Annotated in this window: 14 protein-coding genes; 5 read left to right on the top strand and 9 right to left on the bottom strand. The window is 43.8% G+C overall.

The features are described from left to right. Window positions 1-101 precede the first annotated feature (101 nt). Entirely contained in the window at window positions 102-914 is an 813-nt protein-coding gene (locus M917_RS05975) for an alpha/beta fold hydrolase (protein ID WP_021813891.1), read from the bottom strand. A 300-nt stretch (window positions 915-1,214) separates the two neighbouring features. Here M917_RS05975 and M917_RS05970 point away from each other — a divergent pair, with 300 nt between their 5' ends. Beyond that, a complete protein-coding gene (locus M917_RS05970) occupies window positions 1,215-2,012 on the top strand; it encodes an enoyl-CoA hydratase/isomerase family protein (RefSeq protein WP_021813890.1) in 798 nt (265 codons plus the stop codon). A 106-nt stretch (window positions 2,013-2,118) separates the two neighbouring features. Here M917_RS05970 and acnB read toward each other — a convergent pair whose 3' ends face one another. Next, window positions 2,119-4,722, bottom strand: coding sequence for a bifunctional aconitate hydratase 2/2-methylisocitrate dehydratase (gene acnB, locus M917_RS05965; RefSeq protein WP_021813889.1), 2,604 nt, complete (start codon window positions 4,720-4,722; stop codon window positions 2,119-2,121). Window positions 4,723-5,333: 611 nt separating this feature from the next. On the opposite strand from acnB, the gene lipA reads away from it, so the two are divergent. Continuing rightward, window positions 5,334-6,377 (top strand): lipoyl synthase, encoded by a 1,044-nt coding sequence (lipA, locus tag M917_RS05960; protein ID WP_021813888.1) that lies wholly within the window; start codon window positions 5,334-5,336, stop codon window positions 6,375-6,377. A 303-nt stretch (window positions 6,378-6,680) separates the two neighbouring features. Beyond that, window positions 6,681-7,574 carry an S-methyl-5'-thioadenosine phosphorylase gene (mtnP, locus tag M917_RS05955; protein WP_021813887.1) on the top strand — a complete coding sequence of 298 codons (894 nt, stop codon included), beginning with the start codon at window positions 6,681-6,683 and terminating at the stop codon, window positions 7,572-7,574. Between the two features lie 175 nt (window positions 7,575-7,749). Here mtnP and M917_RS05950 read toward each other — a convergent pair whose 3' ends face one another. The 7 genes from M917_RS05950 to M917_RS05920 form a co-directional block, all read right to left on the bottom strand. After that, window positions 7,750-8,793 (bottom strand): methyltransferase domain-containing protein, encoded by a 1,044-nt coding sequence (locus M917_RS05950; protein WP_021813886.1) that lies wholly within the window; start codon window positions 8,791-8,793, stop codon window positions 7,750-7,752. A 95-nt stretch (window positions 8,794-8,888) separates the two neighbouring features. Then, a complete protein-coding gene (locus M917_RS05945) occupies window positions 8,889-9,494 on the bottom strand; it encodes a TIGR04282 family arsenosugar biosynthesis glycosyltransferase (protein WP_040642142.1) in 606 nt (201 codons plus the stop codon). A 118-nt stretch (window positions 9,495-9,612) separates the two neighbouring features. After that, the gene (locus tag M917_RS05940) at window positions 9,613-10,332 is read right to left on the bottom strand and encodes a TIGR04283 family arsenosugar biosynthesis glycosyltransferase (RefSeq protein ID WP_264629455.1); all 720 of its coding nucleotides are present in this window, start codon (window positions 10,330-10,332) and stop codon (window positions 9,613-9,615) included. 92 nt (window positions 10,333-10,424) lie between these two features. Beyond that, complete coding sequence (gene arsS / locus M917_RS05935) at window positions 10,425-11,420, bottom strand: arsenosugar biosynthesis radical SAM (seleno)protein ArsS (RefSeq protein WP_021813883.1); 996 nt, start codon at window positions 11,418-11,420, stop codon at window positions 10,425-10,427. Between the two features lie 87 nt (window positions 11,421-11,507). Next, window positions 11,508-13,547: a TRAP transporter permease gene (locus M917_RS05930; protein WP_021813882.1), complete on the bottom strand. Its 2,040-nt coding sequence runs from the start codon at window positions 13,545-13,547 to the stop codon at window positions 11,508-11,510. Further along, complete coding sequence (locus M917_RS05925; RefSeq protein WP_040642128.1) at window positions 13,519-14,061, bottom strand: DUF1850 domain-containing protein; 543 nt, start codon at window positions 14,059-14,061, stop codon at window positions 13,519-13,521. The genes M917_RS05930 and M917_RS05925 overlap by 29 nt, the downstream gene beginning before the upstream one ends. Beyond that, window positions 14,042-15,052, bottom strand: coding sequence for a TAXI family TRAP transporter solute-binding subunit (locus M917_RS05920; RefSeq protein WP_021813880.1), 1,011 nt, complete (start codon window positions 15,050-15,052; stop codon window positions 14,042-14,044). The genes M917_RS05925 and M917_RS05920 overlap by 20 nt, the downstream gene beginning before the upstream one ends. Window positions 15,053-15,706: 654 nt before the next feature. Between M917_RS05920 and M917_RS05915 the strand changes: the two genes are divergently transcribed. Together M917_RS05915 and dapD are read left to right on the top strand one after the other, a co-directional pair. Then, window positions 15,707-16,657, top strand: coding sequence for an alpha/beta fold hydrolase (locus M917_RS05915; protein ID WP_021813879.1), 951 nt, complete (start codon window positions 15,707-15,709; stop codon window positions 16,655-16,657). Between the two features lie 148 nt (window positions 16,658-16,805). Continuing rightward, window positions 16,806-17,627, top strand: a complete 822-nt coding sequence (dapD, locus tag M917_RS05910) for a 2,3,4,5-tetrahydropyridine-2,6-dicarboxylate N-succinyltransferase (RefSeq protein WP_021813878.1) — start codon at window positions 16,806-16,808, stop codon at window positions 17,625-17,627. Window positions 17,628-17,632: the final 5 nt, after the last annotated feature.

Raw genomic sequence — 17,632 nt, 5'->3', positions numbered from 1 at the left:
TACTGACAAAAAATTTGCAAAAAAAGGCCGCCATCATGATGTGATAGCGGCCTTTTCATTCAGTATTGAATGCTAAAAGCTAAGGAGTATTACTCAATACTTTACACACAATTTTCTAAAAACTGACGTATCACTCGATTGACTTGTTCTGGCTCCTCTACTGTTGACGTATGACCAGCGCCTTTGATAACCGCAAGCTTTGAGCCTGCAATCGCAAAATGCATACGTTCAGACTTTGCATAAGGCGTGGCGGCATCTTCATCACCCACGATGATGAGGGTCGGTGTGGTGATATTACCCAGCTGCTCATAAGTGCCTGACCGCTCAATGACACCCATCGTCGCCTTCACCACCCCACCTTTGCGATTGCCTTGTAGCATCGTGAGCCACTGTTTGCGATCAGATTTACGCAAGTTATCTGCTAAAAAAGTACTGCCGAACATAATAGGCATAACCTTGCTGCTCACGCGCTTAATACCCAACCAGCGAATGGCTTTGACCAGCTTGCGATATTGCGGCACGTTTTTGGGATCTTCTGGGTCAGCGGACGTTTCTAAAAGCGTGAGCGACAGCAGCAACTCAGGACGCTTAATTGCAATGCGCTGCGCGATAAAGCCGCCCATGGATAATCCGACAAAGTGACACTTCTCAATATTAAGTGCATCAAGCAACTCTAGTGTATCCTCAGTGAGCGTCTCCATGTCATAACCCGACTTGGTCATCTGCGACTGCCCTTGTCCACGAAAGTCAAAAGCAATACAACGATAGTCTTCTTGAAAGTGCGCAACTTGCTTATCATACATCCGCGTGTTCCATAGTAGGCCATGGGCAAACACCATTACTGGCTTTTGCACATCATTTGGCGCGCTGTCTTCATAATAGATATCGACATCGTTAATTTTTATCGTTGGCATAACCACTTCCTTGTTTGATTAAAGATTTGTGCATTGCATGATATCATTCTGTCACGCTCAGCTTGCCTCTTAGCATAATCCATTAATACGCTACCGAATACCCTTTTTGTGACTCATCCACCTTTATCGAGCCAATTATTATAATTTTGTACTTAAGCTCATACTACAGATTTACACTGCAATTTGAAGCACATGACCAGCACCGCTAAATGTCTTAAGCGCCCACAAAACCCGCTTTTATAATCATGGCAAGCTGCTATAGTAATCAGCATAAATAATAAACCATTAAAGGAATATAGAATGTCACAGCCTATAGTCGATTATCAAGTTGACCAGCACATTGCTACCATTACTTTTAACGATCCAAAAAGCTTAAATGCTTTTGGGACGCCTTTGAAAAACAACGTATTAAAAGCGCTGGATGCAGCAGCAGCCGATGATCAGGTACGGGTCATTATTTTACAAGGGTCTGGTGGTAATTTTTCAAGTGGCGGTGATATTAAAGAGATGTTGTCTGAAGGATTGGACAAGGACATTGTTTCTAATAAACTAAAAGGGATGGTAGAGGGCGCAGGAGAAGTCAGTTTAAAATTGCGTCATGTCCATAAACCGATCATTGCCAAACTAGAAGGCGCGGTCGCTGGTGCGGGCATGAACTTGGCGCTCACTTGCGACTTTCGTATTACAGCAGACAACGCAAAGTTTGTTCAAGCCTTTGTTAATATTGGCTTAATTCCAGATGCTGGTGGTATTTATTTGTTAAATCAACTGGTTGGTACGGCAAAAGCCACTGAGCTTGTGATGCTAGGTGACAAACTCAAAGCAGACGATATGGCGCGCTTAAATCTTGTGAATAACGTCGTTAGTGCTGATGAGCTAGACGCCACTGTACAAGCATTGGCCTTGCGATTAAGCCAATTACCAAGTAAAGCTTTGGCTTCTATGAAGCATATGTTCAATGTACACGCTTTTGCCGGTTTGAACGAAGCCTTAGATATGGAGGTTGAACAACAGACCATGATGGCAAAAACTGATGATTTTATAGAAGGAGTCAGCGCCTTTATAGAAAAGCGTAAGCCAGTCTATCAGGGTAAGTAAAACGTTATTATAGCTTCATTTAAAAATAGCAGATCATAATAAAAAACCCCGCATCATGACGATACGGGGTTTTCTTTAAAACTTAAAAACATTTTCAGATTAGCTATTAGGTCAATTGAGCGACATTAATCTTATCTGCTTCTTCAGTATAGTCTTCCATACGGTCGAAGTTCATGTATTGATACACTTCATCGCCCATGCTGTTAAGCATGCCAGCATACTGCTGATATTCTTCGTTCGTTGGCAATTTACCAAGTACTGCTGCCACGGCTGCAAGCTCGGCAGACGCTAGGTATACGTTGGCGCCTTGACCAAGACGGTTCGGGAAGTTACGAGTTGACGTTGATACCGCCGTAGACTTCGGTGCGATACGTGCTTGGTTACCCATACATAGTGAACACCCTGGCATTTCAGTACGAGCGCCGGCTTGAGCATAGATGTTGTAATACCCTTCTTCCATCAACTGACGCGCATCCATTTTGGTTGGCGGTGCAATCCATAGACGAGTCTTGAGGCTACCAGCTGGTACGTCTTGTAGCAATTTACCAGCGGCACGGAAGTGACCGATGTTGGTCATACATGAACCGATGAATACTTCGTCAATGGTATCACCAGCGACATCAGCCAAGGTTTTTGCATCATCTGGATCGTTCGGGCAGCAAAGAATTGGCTCTTTAATCGTGCTCATATCAATCGTCATATCAATAGCGTATTCAGCGTCTTCGTCAGCACGTAGTAGGCTTGGTTTCGCTAGCCATTCTTGCATTTGCTCAATACGGCGACTGATCGTACGGGCATCGCCATATCCTTCTGAGATCATCCACTTTAGTAGCGTGATGTTTGAGTTTAAGTACTCAGTCACTGACGCTTCAGATAGCGTGATGGTACAACCAGCAGCACTACGCTCAGCTGACGCATCAGATAGCTCAAATGCTTGCTCAGCGGTCAAGTCTTCTAGACCTTCGATTTCAAGAATACGGCCGTTGAATTCGTTGATTTTGCCTTTCTTATCAACAGTCAATAAACCTTCTTTGATCGCTTGATAAGGAATCGCATGGACTAAGTCACGTAGCGTAATACCCGCTTGACGCTCACCAACAAAACGAACACGAACAGACTCAGGCATATCAAGTGGCATCACACCAGTCGCAGCGGCAAAGGCAACCAGACCAGAACCCGCTGGGAATGAAATACCCATTGGGAAACGCGTATGCGAGTCACCACCAGTACCGACAGTATCTGGAAGTAGCATACGGTTCAACCATGAGTGAATGATACCATCACCTGGACGTAAGCTTACACCGCCACGGTTCATAATAAAGTCAGGTAGTGTGTGCTGAGTTTCAACGTCAACTGGCTTTGGATAAGCCGCCGTGTGACAGAATGACTGCATCACTAGGTCTGCTTGGAAACCCAAACATGCCAAGTCTTTTAGCTCATCACGGGTCATTGGACCAGTCGTATCCTGACTACCAACGGTGGTCATCTTAGGCTCACAGTACATACCAGGACGTACGCCTTCAAGGCCACAAGCTTTACCAACCATTTTTTGTGCAAGGGTGAAGCCTTTACCCGTATCAGCTGGCTCTTCTGGCTTAGCAAAGATGTCAGAATGTCCAAGACCCATATATTCACGAGCACGATTGGTCAAACCGCGACCAACGATTAGTGGAATACGGCCACCAGCACGCACTTCGTCAAGCAATGTTGGCGAGTTCAGTGTAAATGTTGATAGCACTTCGTCAGAGTCATGCTTGGTGATTTTGCCTTCATACGGATAGATATCAAACACATCACCCATGTTTAGGTTATCAACGGCTACTTTTTCGATTGGCAATGCGCCAGAATCTTCCATGGTGTTAAAGAAGATAGGAGCGATATTGTTACCAAGTACTAGGCCACCACCACGTTTGTTTGGTACGTTAGGGATATCATCACCCATGAGCCAGAGTACTGAGTTGGTCGCAGACTTGCGGCTAGAACCAGTACCAACAACATCACCCACATAAGCAAGCGGATGACCTTTTTCTTTCAACGCTTCGATCTGCTTCATTGGACCGACAACGCCCTCTTCGTCAGCATTGATGCCATCACGAGAGTTTTTGTGCATGGCCAATGAATGCAATGGAATGTCAGGGCGACTCCACGCGTCTTGCGCAGGTGACAAGTCATCCGTATTGGTTTCGCCAGTGACTTTAAAAGTTGTGTAAGTAGTTTTTTCTGGTACAGCAGCGCGGTTCAAAAACCACTCAGCATCCGCCCATGATTGAACGACTTCTTTTGCAATCGTATTGCCCGCTTCCGCTTTTTCAGTCACGTCATTGAAGGCATCAAATACCAATAGCGTTTTTTTCAATGCTTCAGCAGCGTCTTGTGCAACATCGGCGTCATCTAGTGCAGCGACCAATGGCTGAACATTATAACCACCTTGCATCGTGCCCAAGATTTCAACGGCTTTTTGCTTGCTAACAAGGGAAGATGATGCTTCACCCTTAAGGATAGCTGCCAAAAATGCTGCTTTAACGTAAGCCGCTTGGTCAACGCCCGCAGGAATACGGTTTTCTAGCAGGTTCATCAAAAATGCGTCTTCGCCTGCTGGTGGGTTCTTTAATAGTTCAACCAATTCTGCTACTTGTTTTTCGTTCAGTGGTAGCGGTACAGTTCCGAGCTCAGCACGTTCTTCGACATGTTTACGATAAGCTTCTAACACAATAGTCGTCCTCGTTAGTTGGGGATTTAGCACATTACGTGGGTAGTCAGCATGACTGCCTGCGTCTGTGTACTAGATGAAATAATGATTCTTGCAATCATAGCGTAAAACGTTCTAAATGTTAATGGCTCAGCTCTGAAAAGGCTCATAGTAAGGCCATATCCAACATTTATTATAAAAATAGTCCCATCAATAATATCATTGCACATTTTATTATCACTGGTATTTCCCTCCTTGCTCTTCTCAATAAAAACTTGCTTTATACGTAAGCAAACACCATATGAGGGTTATATGTTTCTCTAAAACACTCAAACACTGTTTTGATAACATGGCTTAGTGACCCGATTTTAGGGGTTATATCCATGGTGTCATTCATAACGGTGCGATTGTCCTAGAAAGTCGAAAAGCATTTCACACAGCCATAGATATAGTGAATGAGTTAAATATTGATATAGATATTTAAAACTATGGTCATCGGACGAATCGTAGTAGTCTTAACAATATTGATTAAAAATTGACGCCCACATTTCTGTTATAATACTTCCACTCATAAAACATTCTGATAATTCCATAAACCCTTATACCATAAAGGGTTAAGAGATAATTCTATTATGACAACTGCCGTACAAACCCATGTGCCTGCTGCTAAGGCCAAACCGAAAAAAGCCATTCAAGGCGAAAAGCTACGCGGCTACGATAAAGTTGCGCGTATCCCAATTAAAGTTATCCCGACCGTCGAGGCCAAGAAAAAGCCGGATTGGATTCGGGTAAAAATGTCGTCACCAGCTGAAGTGGCACGTATCAAAGCCACCTTGCGTGAGCAAAAGCTTTATACCGTCTGCGAGGAAGCGGCTTGCCCTAACCTGCCGCAGTGCTTTGCTGATGGCACGGCGACCTTTATGATTATGGGCGATATCTGTACGCGTCGCTGCCCATTTTGTGATGTCGGACATGGTCGCCCGAACGCGCTAGATGCTGATGAACCGCGTCATACTGCTGAGACTATTTTAGGCTTACAGCTAAAATATGCCGTCATTACTTCTGTGGATCGCGATGATCTCAAAGATGGCGGCGCTGGCCATTTTGTAGAAGTACTCAATGAATCAAGAGCCCTTAGCCCCAACTGCTTGATTGAAATACTGGTACCAGATTTCCGTGGTCGTATGGATATCGCCTTGGATTTGCTGACAGAAACACCGCCCGATGTGTTTAACCACAATATCGAAACCGTGCCACGTCTGTACAAAGCTTTCCGTCCGGGTTCTGACTATCAGCATTCACTCGATTTGCTCAAGCTTTATAAAGAGCGCCGTCCTGACATCGCTACCAAGTGCGGTTTTATGGTCGGTCTTGGTGAAACTGAAGAAGAAATCTATGCTTTGCTTGATGATTTGAAGGCGCATAACGTTGATATGATCACGGTTGGTCAATATTTACAACCGAGTAAAAACCACGCGCCCGTTGATCGTTATGTCCATCCAGACGAGTTCCAGCGTTATATGGATTACGGCAAAAAGATTGGTTTCTTTAGCATTTGGGCAGGCCCAATGGTACGCTCAAGTTACTTCGCTGATCGCCAGTACTATGGCGAAGATTGCCCAGCCCCAATCCGTAGCAAAAAGGCATTGGAAGCTGAAGGTAAACTTGGCTGTTAATTGATAGTTTGACTATTAAGCTATTAGCTAAGAATATAGAGGGTGAATAACAGACATTGTTACTCACCCTTTTTTGTGATCTGTTAAAATCTCAATACCTAAAAATGAGAGTGTGTTGATTGACACAACAGAACTGAATTGTACTTTCCAATTGATTTTTATTACCATTCAAGTTCTGCTATATTTTGTCTCAGTTTTAACTTTAATAGCATGTCCTATAAAACGCACTCTAATTAAGCCAAAAAATACTTTCTTATATGAAAAAGCACCGTTGTCTTTTATGACCAAATTTGGATAACTCTTATGACAATATCTACAATAGAACCCTCAACAGCATTGTCTGCTGACATTGCTGTCATTGGCGGTAGTGGTCTTTATCAAATCCAAGCACTGACCAATAAACGCAGCGTGACGATACAAACACCTTATGGTAGTCCATCTGATGACATTGTCCTTGGTGAATTAGAGGGCGTAACGGTCGCTTTTTTGACGCGGCATGGTCAAGGACATAAACTGACCCCGTCTGAAGTCCCTTATCGCGCCAATATCTACGCACTAAAGACGTTGGGCGTACGTTATATCGTCTCAGTATCAGCGGTTGGCTCTCTACAAGAACCACTCAAACCATTAGATATGGTCGTTCCAGATCAAATGATTGATATGACCAAGCAGCGAGTGAGTACATTCTTCGGCGAGGGTGCAGTGGCTCATATATCGATGGCAGACCCGCTATGCCCTGCTCTCGCAAATATCCTAACACGCGCCTATGACAAAGCCGAGATTGATGAGGGAACCTGTCATCCGCAGGCGACCTATATTTGTATCGAAGGGCCGCAGTTCTCAACCCGTGCAGAGTCAAAGTGGTATCGTCAAATGCAGGCGGATGTCATTGGTATGACCAATATGCCAGAAGCCAAACTGGCACGCGAAGCCAGCATAGCTTATGCGACATTGGCTTTGGTGACAGATTTTGATTGTTGGCATCCTACCGAAGAAGCGGTTAGTGCCGACTACGCCATAAAAAATCTAATGAAAAATGCAGAAAACGCTCAAAAAGTCATTAAGGAAGCAGTTGCTTTGATTGCCGCTGAATCACCTGATTCAATCGCTCATAATGCTTTAGCACAAGCATTGGTCACGCCTATAGAGGCGATGGATGAGCATACCAAAATCAGATTGGCTGCATTGTTAACCTAAATAATAAAACCTGTTTTAATAGATACCAGCCTAAAATAATACAACAAGCCAAACTTTTTGTAATGTTAAGCCGTATATAGTGAGTTCAGTATAAAAACGAGCCAGCGGGACTGGAATGAATTTTTCGCAGCCTCTGTTTGCGAAGGCACAGCAAGCTAGAAAAACTTATACCAGTTTAACAACAAACACCCAAGCCAGTTGCTGGCATCATAGTTTGATGAAATGGCATCAGCTCACCGCAACCTGCAAAAATGCCGTAGTGGCGGCTGTCATCACCGATAAATTCAAAATGCGGGGCAAAGCGGGATTCTTGTAGCATGCGAAAGGTGTTACCACACACAGGAAATACTCGACCAGCCTCAATAGCATGATGCTTATCGAGATCAAAACGATGTGGCGACTGCTCAATAGATCCTTTATATATTACCGCTTGTCCATAGTCTTCACAGGCATCTTCAAGTGCTGCAATCTTAAATAAACGATAAGTGGCAGAGAAAAACTGTATATTACCGATTTTGGCAGCCAGTATGGGGTCTGTAATTTCAAGCGGTCGATCCTCGACCAGACGTGGGTCTGAAAACTCTGCCCCTCGTGCCAGCCTTATAAAGTCTTTCCAGTACAACGCGCCGCTCAAACACTCGCCATACAATACTGGATCATCAATCAGATGTTGCGGGATACGGCGATCAGCATACACATCAGAAAAATAAAACTCACCGCCCGGCTTAAGTAAGCGCTGCACACTCGCCATCACTGCCGCTTTGTCTGGTGATAAATTGATGACGCAATTGGAGACAATAATATCGAAGCTACCAGCAGCAAGATCTAATTCATCTAACTTTTCGATATAACCGTGCAAAAACGTCACATTATCATAGCCAAACTTATCGATATGATAGTCTTGATGCTGTTTGGCGACTGCCAACTGTTCATCGGTCATATCGACACCGACTACGTGCCCCGTCGCGCCAACCAATTGCGCAAGTGCATAGACATCTCGGCCTGAACCACTTCCTAAGTCCAAAATTCGGCAACCTTCAAGCAGCGCAGGACATACCAGTCCGCAGCCATAATAACGGCTTAATACCTCATCATGAATATTTGCCAGTAGCGGCTTTAGCCACTCAGGCATATTGCTGATATCACAACACGCCGAGGTCTTTAGATCATCAGTACCTTGTAGCTCTTTACCATAGTAGTTTTGCACAACGTCATGCATAACAATATCCTTATTAATAGCAATATCCAGCTAAAATTTAGTAAATGGGCGTAAAAAAACCATGCTGCGATATATGTTTGATTTATTTATTAAAATTATTTGTCAGAAGTCTCAAGCCAATTTACTGGTAAGTGCTGTAAATCTTCAGGCTCATCAATATCATGTAAGGGTGCTAATCGCGCTAGTGTCCAACCTAGTGCAGCAATACGCTGCTGCGTCACTGCAGCTACGCTAGCGGTACTCCAGCTGATGTTTAAAAAAAGACTTTCATCAACTTGTTTGAATCCGAGTAACACATAACCACCATCTGAAGCAGGTATCATGACCGCATCGTGCTGTTCTAGCGCCTGTACCGCTGTTTGAATACGTTCTGTCGTGAGGCTAGGACAATCAGATCCTATCAATACGACTTTTTGATATTTTCTAAATGCATGATGACTGGCAGTGAGTAGACGCATGCCTAAATCGCCCTCTGCCTGAGTAGACCATTGGAGCGAGTCAGGCAGTTTGAGCGTTTGCCAGCAGGGATCTATTGGCGCTGGACTCACGCATAGATCAATCGTAAAACCCGTTGCGACTGCTTGCTCGACACTATGCAATAATAGCCGCTTTGCCATATACGCAGCACCCTCCACACCCAGTGCTGGCTGTAAGCGAGTTTTTGCCATATCAGGTGCTGGATATTTAGCAAATAATATCACACACGTGCTTTTATACCGCGTTTGTAGCTCAGTTGTCGCTTTGCAAGGGCTTGAATACATTATTACAGGTCTCTTTACTGACTTATTTTTGATATTAATATATTAAGTACTTACAACTTCAATGCTTATAATAACGCTGCTTTAAGACGTCAGGCGCTACGCCGCGCCAATAATCAAAGCGCAAATGCCACATCAAAAAAATCGTACGAAAATTGCCATGTTGCTGCCAACGCCGCGCTGACGTCGTCACTTTGCTATGTAAGCAAGCAGGCCGAGCAATTTTTTTTAGACGCTTGCACAGCTCGATATCTTCCATCAATGGCTGGTCGGGATAGCCACCCAGTCGTTCGAACACAGATTTTTTGATAAAAATAGCTTGATCGCCAGTTGCAATGCTCACTAGGCGTGAGCGCTTATTAATCATTATCCCAACAATTTTTAATAATGGATGAGGACTGTCCAAGCGCACATCAAAACGTCCCCAGTCATACTGAAGCATTGCCTCTTGTACCTCATTTATTGCATCCATCGGCAACTGTGTATCTGCGTGTAAAAATAATAAAACGTCACCAGTCGCCAGCTTTGCACCTGTATTCATTTGCCGAGCCCGTCCAGCAGCGGATTCGACAACCTGCCAGTCAATCGCAGATTGAGCAGTCTCTAATGACGCTTTGAGTAAATTTTCAGCGATAGTAACCGAACCATCCATTGACCCACCGTCAACCAATATGACTTGCTGCGGCGCTGGCTGAAGTGTTGTGACATGGGCAATTAGCTGGGGCAGGTTATCTGCTTCATTGAGTAATGGAATAATGATAGAGAGTTTCAATGAATACACCGTCACAATAGGTATCAGTCAGCCGATATTGATTAAAATTTTACCTTACTTCTGTACGCGTGTACCTATCTACATCGTCTTAACATGAACTACTAAACTGTCATGTCTTCTATCGTTTTCTCTGCCGACTCTTCTTCTAGCGCCCCACCACAACTACTTCCTTGCCCTGCTGTACAGCCATAACAATGGTCAGCAATGGCAATCTCGTCACCAGAAGGGTTTTGGGTCAGTAGATCACTTAGGTGTCGCCGTGACTTATTGGGTACAGGAATTTCTAGCTGCTGATTAAAGTCACAATCAAACAATTCGCCCAGCCAGTTGACACTAATAGTCGAGCGACACATGACCTCAGCTAAATTGGATGCCACATAGTTTTCTTTGAGCAAATCCATATACGAGTGGAATTGATTTTTAGCCAAGAGCACCGCGCCAAAACGCTGAATCGGCATATTGGTCAATGCAAATAGTTGGTTAAAATCGATATCAAAGTGTGCTTTTAACTCACGCTTGTAATCCGCTTCGAGCTGCTGCTGGTTGGGTGGCAGCGTTGCACCTTGTGGGTTATAAACCAAATTTAATGTCAAATTTGAATCAGCTTTGCCATAGCCCATGTTATTAAGCTTTTGCAATCCTAATATACTGTCATCAAACGCGCCCTTGCCACGCTGTTTGTCTACATTTTCTAAGGAATAACATGGCAAGGATGCCACTACTTCGACTTGATTGTCTGCTAAAAACTGCGCCATGTCCTCATAACCATCCTCCATAAGAATGGTCAAGTTGCAGCGGTCTATTACTTTGACGTTCAGTGCGCGAGCTGCTTTAACCAAATATTTAAAATCTTCATGCATCTCAGGCGCACCGCCTGTCAAATCAAGCGTATCGATATTTTGCGCTTGCAAAACTTTGGGGATCAGCTCAACCAACTCACGTGACATCATTTCCGTACGATAAGGACTGGCGGCTACGTGACAATGGACGCAAGACATATTGCATAAGTAACCCATATTGACCTGTAATATTGTCAATTGACGGCGTTTGATAGCCGGAAAGTCAGTATGCTCAAGTAATTCGATGGTCGATTTCATAGTGGTATAAAACCCTGTTAGTCACACAATTAAAAATACAATAGTACAAACATAACACATCAAAAAACAAAATAATGGACAAAAAAGTTAAGCATTCAAAGGCAGCGACGATTTACTCGTTTTTATATTGAACAAAGCAATAGCAATGACGATAACGCCCCCTACGATGCCAGTAGTGATCTCCGGATAGATCAACAACAAAGCGCCAAAAGCTAGGATAACGCGCGTCAGTGGATTCATATCACCTTTAAAATAGCCCTCTAATGCCGAGCTTAATGCGATGACTCCAGTAACCGACGTTACGACTACCGTGATGATGTCTAAAATAGGGGGCAGTGGGAAATCTTTCGCCGTTACCGCAAGACCCGTTGGATCGATCATCAGCATCGTTGGATTGTAAATAAACATAAACGGCACGATAAATCCGGCGAGTGCCAGTTTGAGTGACAAAAACCCTGTCTTCATCGGATCACCGCCAGATATACCCGCGCCAGCAAAAGCTGCCAAACATACAGGCGGTGTAATATTGGCAAAAATACCAAAGTAGAAAACAAACATATGCGCCGATAAAATTGGAATATCAAACCCTGCCAAGGCTGGTGCTGCCATTGTAGCCGTAATAATATAAGCTGGAATCGATGGCAATCCCATACCCAAAACCATAGATGCCAACATGGTTAAAATTAGGGTGAAAAACAGCGATCCTGCGCCAAGCGTCACAATAGATGATGTCATCACTGTCCCAAAACTGGTCAGACTCACCACCCCGATGATAATGCCGACGACCGCACAAGCTGCCATCACCGCCAATGACTGACGCGCCCCGTCTTCTAGCGCGCCCAAAATATCAGAAAAGCTCATACGGGTTTCAGCACGCAACATGCTTATCACAACCGTAAAGCCGATGGTATAAGCCGCTGCATAACCCACTGGCACATTTCGGATTAATAAGAAAACCAAGAAGACAATCGGTAGTAGCATATGACCGCGCGCTTTGAGCACTTCTTTGACGGCGGGCAAGCTTTCTTTAGCGATACCTTTCAAATCACGACGTCCAGCACGAAAATGTACCTGCGCAATGACACCCAGATAATACAATATTGCGGGTAATAATGCCGCCAATGCAATCGTGCTATAAGGCAGTCCTGTGGTCTCTGCCATAATAAAAGCACTCGCACCCATAATCGGTGGCAATATCTGTCCACCAACCGAGGCGCTGGCCTCGACTGCGCCCGCAAAGTCTTTGTGATAACCGACCTTTTTCATCAATGGAATAGTAAAAGCGCCTGTACTCACCACATTTGACAGCGCTGAACCGTTGATACTGCCCATAAAGCCACTAGAAATGACAGCCACTTTTGCAGGACCGCCTTTTTTGTGACCAGCGATTGCCAGGGCTAAGTCATTAAATAACTGCCCCATTCCTGAGCGCGCTAAGAACGCCCCGAAAAGAATGAACAAGAAGATAAACGTTACTGACGCACCAATCGCAACAGAATATAAACCTTCTGTCTTTAGAAATAACTGACCAAAGATATCTCCCATATCATAAGGGCGTGTCAGTAGCCTATCTGGCATAAAATCCAAATGACTGACAAACGGATAGGCCAAGAATATGCCTGCCAATATAGGCAAAATCCAACCGGTAATACGGCGGCTGCCCTCTAGCACACAGATAACGGTAATCAGTGAAAATATCACATCAACCTGATTTGCCATACCGCCACGCGAGGTGACAATATCTTGGTATTCGTATATCAGATAAGCCATCCCTGATAAGGAAAAAGCAAACCAAAGCCAGTCATACCATGCCACCCGCTTACGACTGCTTTTTTTACTTGCTGGAAAAATCAAAAAAATCAGGGCAAAACCAATACCCACATGCACAGAACGCTGTAGCAATGCTGGCATCGGATTGAAGGTAATATACAAATGAAAGAGTGAATATAAAATGCAGAGTCCAGCAATGATGTATTTGACTGGCCCTTGAGTGATGTGCCGCGTAATTGACTCTCGGTCGTATTTTTCTAATATTGCTCGATTGACAGCGTCAGCCTCAGCATCTTTATCAATATGAGCGTTTGGCAGAGTAGCCACGCTACCGTGATCCGTCACTTGGGAGTTCATGGCACAAGTCCTTTTGAAATCTATCAATGAAACCATACGCTTTGGGTATGATCGTTACTTCAGAATAGTCTGGTACCCATCGGTGAATGAGAATTCGATAGTTATCATAATCAATTTCGCCTTTAGTCAGCCTTGACACCACCCAATTGAGGCTGGGCAGCTTTTCATTGATTTGATAACCCAGATAGCCAGGTTTTTGTATGGGAGCAAGCGTTTCGGTGGAAGGTGTACCTGCACCAAACGCTTCAAAATATGTGGTGGTCAACAGCAGTCCATCACGCTGACGTTGGTACTGCTCCTCCCACCACTGCTTTTCTACCGAATGCATCCAGCGCAATTGAAAGTTAGGCTGACTGAAATAACAGACCTGATCGCTCGTTCCATCAGCGCCTGCAACTCGCACCTCAATCACAGGCTGACGGACAAGGAGCTGCCATAACATAACACCAACCAGCGCAGCAATCATTGCTGCACCAATGAGCAACCATACCCGCTTATTTGGCGGCTTGTTCATCGTAGTATTTCTTCGCACCAGGATGAATAGGCGCAACCATGCCCTCAGTAGCGGTTGCTAAGCTGATATCATTGGCCGCTTGGTGAGCGGTTTTTAAACCTTCCAAGTTATCAAATAACGCTTTGGTCAACTTATAACCATCTGTTTCGGACAAATCAGAGCTGACCAATAACGCATTCATGATAGCAGCCGTTGGAATTGCAGCGTCATTGCCATACGTGCCAGCAGGAATCTCAAAAGTTTTAAAGTAAGGCTTGGTTGCAATGATTTCTTTTAGTTTGTCTTGGTTAATCGTGACTATCTGTAAGTCTAAACCCTGTTCTAACTCCATCAATGACGAGTTTGGTAAACCACTACTAAAGAATGCCGCTTCGATTTTGCCTGCTTTCATGCCATCAGCCGCTTCAGCAAAACCCAAATAATCAACGGTCACATCATCATAAGTGATACCGAAGCCTTCTAGCAGGGTACGAGCATTTACTTCCGTTCCAGAGCCCTGATCGCCTACCGCAATACGCTTGCCTCTTAAGTCTTCAATATTTTTGATACCGGATTTTTGGGTCGTGACGATTTGCACCACATTGGGATACAAAACCGCAATCTGTTGAATATTGGTTATCGGTTGATCAAAGTTATTTTTGCCTTCGACCGCGTCTGTGACCACATCACTCAATGCCAACACCATGTCGACTTTGCCTTGGGTCAATAAGTTGACATTTTCTACCGAAGCGCCTGTGGTTTGTGTTTTAGAATTCACCCCAAAGGTTTTGACATAAACTTCTGATAATGACGTACCGATGATATTGTAAGGGCCAGATGCTCCGCCTGTGGCAATGGTCAGAAACTTGGTATCCAGCTTATCGGCAGCGGCAGCACTATCTGCTGACGTACTGTCAGTGCTTTCTGAACTTGGAGAGGAGCATGCTGTGAGACCTAAAGTGGCACTCAGCAGTGCTGATAATAGTAATGGGGATTTAAAAGAGTTGATCATTGCATTCATCCTTGAAGTAATCGATTGAGTATGTCTAACGGTATCAATGTGTAAATATTGATACGTTACATTCTGTAATAATATAGCAATTTTTTAGATAAAAAAACCTTCACCTACTTTCTTTTTACGCTCAAACCCCAATAGTTAACGTTATTTGCGTCAGAAAATAGCCGTTTATTTACTCTATTTAATTGCAATATATATCGTTTTAATTATGATATATCGTTCTGCTATGCGAAACAAAGTTTCATTAGTTAAACCATTTAAGCAAAATTTAAGTATGTTGTAAACCTCTATCAGCAATCAAATAGCGACAAACTCATTTCTTGATAAACATTTATCTCAGCGAAGTGCTATTTAAGGTGCGTTTCTTTTACTTTGAACGGCCTATCTCTTAAAATACGTAAATATCTTAAATAGCATTGACCCCACAAGGCTTTGTCGCTAAATTGTTCCTACGTTTATTCCCTTAAAAGTGCTATTTTCATACACATGGCTTACGACGATAAAAAAACAAAATGATTTACCAGCATCAAATACCCTCACTTATGATGACAGCCGTATAATAAGCCAATTGTTTAAATGCTGTTTAAAATGACGATTTATCTTACTCATAAAGATCACACACCATTAAAACCTTTCAAGGAATTGTATATGAACACTGATACAAGTAACGATCACATTCTCTCCTCCGATAACACTCACTACTTGCATCATGATTTTTTTGAACCAAGCAATAAAGACATCACTATAAAAGCGACTTTACTGATTGTGCATGGTATGGCAGAACATAGCGGTCGCTATGCAGATTTTGCTCAATTCTTGGCAAACAATGGTATCGCTGTGGCAACATATGATCAGCTTGGTCACGGTCAGACTGTTAAAACAGAAGTGGATTTTGGTTTTTTTGGTGAGGAACATCCAGTACAGTCTCTCTTAAAAGACGTCATTGTCATGGCAGATAACGTAAAAGCACGCCATCCTAATGTTCCGCATTTTGTCATGGGTCATTCCATGGGTTCTTTTATTGTACGCAACGTGCTCAAGCATCATGCGCACAATTTCACAGGAGCCATTCTAATGGGCACAGCCGATGCCAACCCATTGATCAAAGTGCTACTGCCTGTTAATAAAATACTGGCGACCGTAATGCCTAGACAGCCAAATACCATGCTCGCTAAGGCTATGAATAAAGTACTCAATACCAAACTTAAAAATCGCACCTCTACATCGCAATTTGCTTGGTTGAGCGAAAACGCTGCAAATATTACTGCTTTTGAAGCCGATCCAATGACAGGTTTCGAATTTACCAACAATGGCTTTATGACATTATTTACGTTGATGGAAGCGAGCTTGCATAAAAACTGGGCGACGACGATACCCAAAAATTTCCCGATGTTCTTTATCAGTGGTAAAGAAGATCCCATTGGTAATATGGGTAAAAGTATTCGTAAGATTGTCAAGCGTCTCAATAAGCAAAACTTTAACAATATAGACATTCAACTCTATCCAAATATGCGCCATGAGCCATTACATGAAAAAGACAATCAAACCGTCTATCAAGATATCTTAGCGTGGATAAAGAGTCATATTTCAGCTAATTAAGATCAGCGTCACGGTTTGCGTGTAACTTGTTTGCTAAAAGTCGCCAAATTAGCGACAATATGGCAAGCAAGTCTTTCGTACCTATCAGACCAGCCCTTTAACTATAATATTGAGCACTCTCTCCCTTTCATTTACTTTAGGAATTTTTATGTCATTACAACAAATCATCGAACAAGCCTTTGAAAATCGCAATGAATACAGCCCAAGCAACATGCCACAAGACGTGCGTGATGCCATCGAGCAAGTGCTTGAGCAATTAGATAATGGTAGTCTGCGCGTTGCAGAAAAAAAGGATGGCGAATGGGTCGTGAACCAGTGGGCAAAAAAAGCCGTTCTACTTTCTTTCCGCTTAAACGACAATTACGTCATGTCAGCGGGCGAACATATCCAGTTTTATGACAAAGTGCCGACTAAGTTTGCCAACTGGACCGAAGCGCAATTCAAAGAAGCTGGCGTACGCGTTGTACCGCCAGCCGTAGCACGTAAAGGCTCATACATCGCAGCAGGTGCCATATTGATGCCATCTTATGTCAATATCGGTGCTTATGTCGATCAAGGTGCCATGGTAGATACGTGGGCGACGGTTGGTTCATGTGCTCAAATCGGCAAAAACGTCCATCTGTCAGGTGGCGTGGGTATCGGCGGTGTATTAGAGCCATTACAGGCCAACCCTACTATTATCGAAGACAACTGCTTCATCGGTGCACGCTCTGAAATCGTTGAAGGCGTGATTGTAGAAGAAGGCGCTGTCATCTCTATGGGTGTCTATATCGGTCAATCTACGCGCATCTATGATCGCGAGACTGGTGAGATTCATCGTGGCCGTGTACCAGCAGGTTCGGTCGTCGTACCCGGCAGCTTACCGTCAGAAGACGGCACGCACAGCTTATATGCTGCCATTATCGTAAAAAAAGTAGACGCGCAAACCCGTGCCAAAACATCCGTCAATGAGTTATTACGTTTGGCCTAAACGCT

Source organism: Psychrobacter aquaticus CMS 56, assembly GCF_000471625.1.
In the GTDB taxonomy this organism is placed as follows: Bacteria; Pseudomonadota; Gammaproteobacteria; order Pseudomonadales; family Moraxellaceae; genus Psychrobacter; species Psychrobacter aquaticus.
The sequence above is the reverse complement of the archived record's forward strand: the minus strand, read 5'-3'. Positions and strand labels throughout refer to the sequence as shown.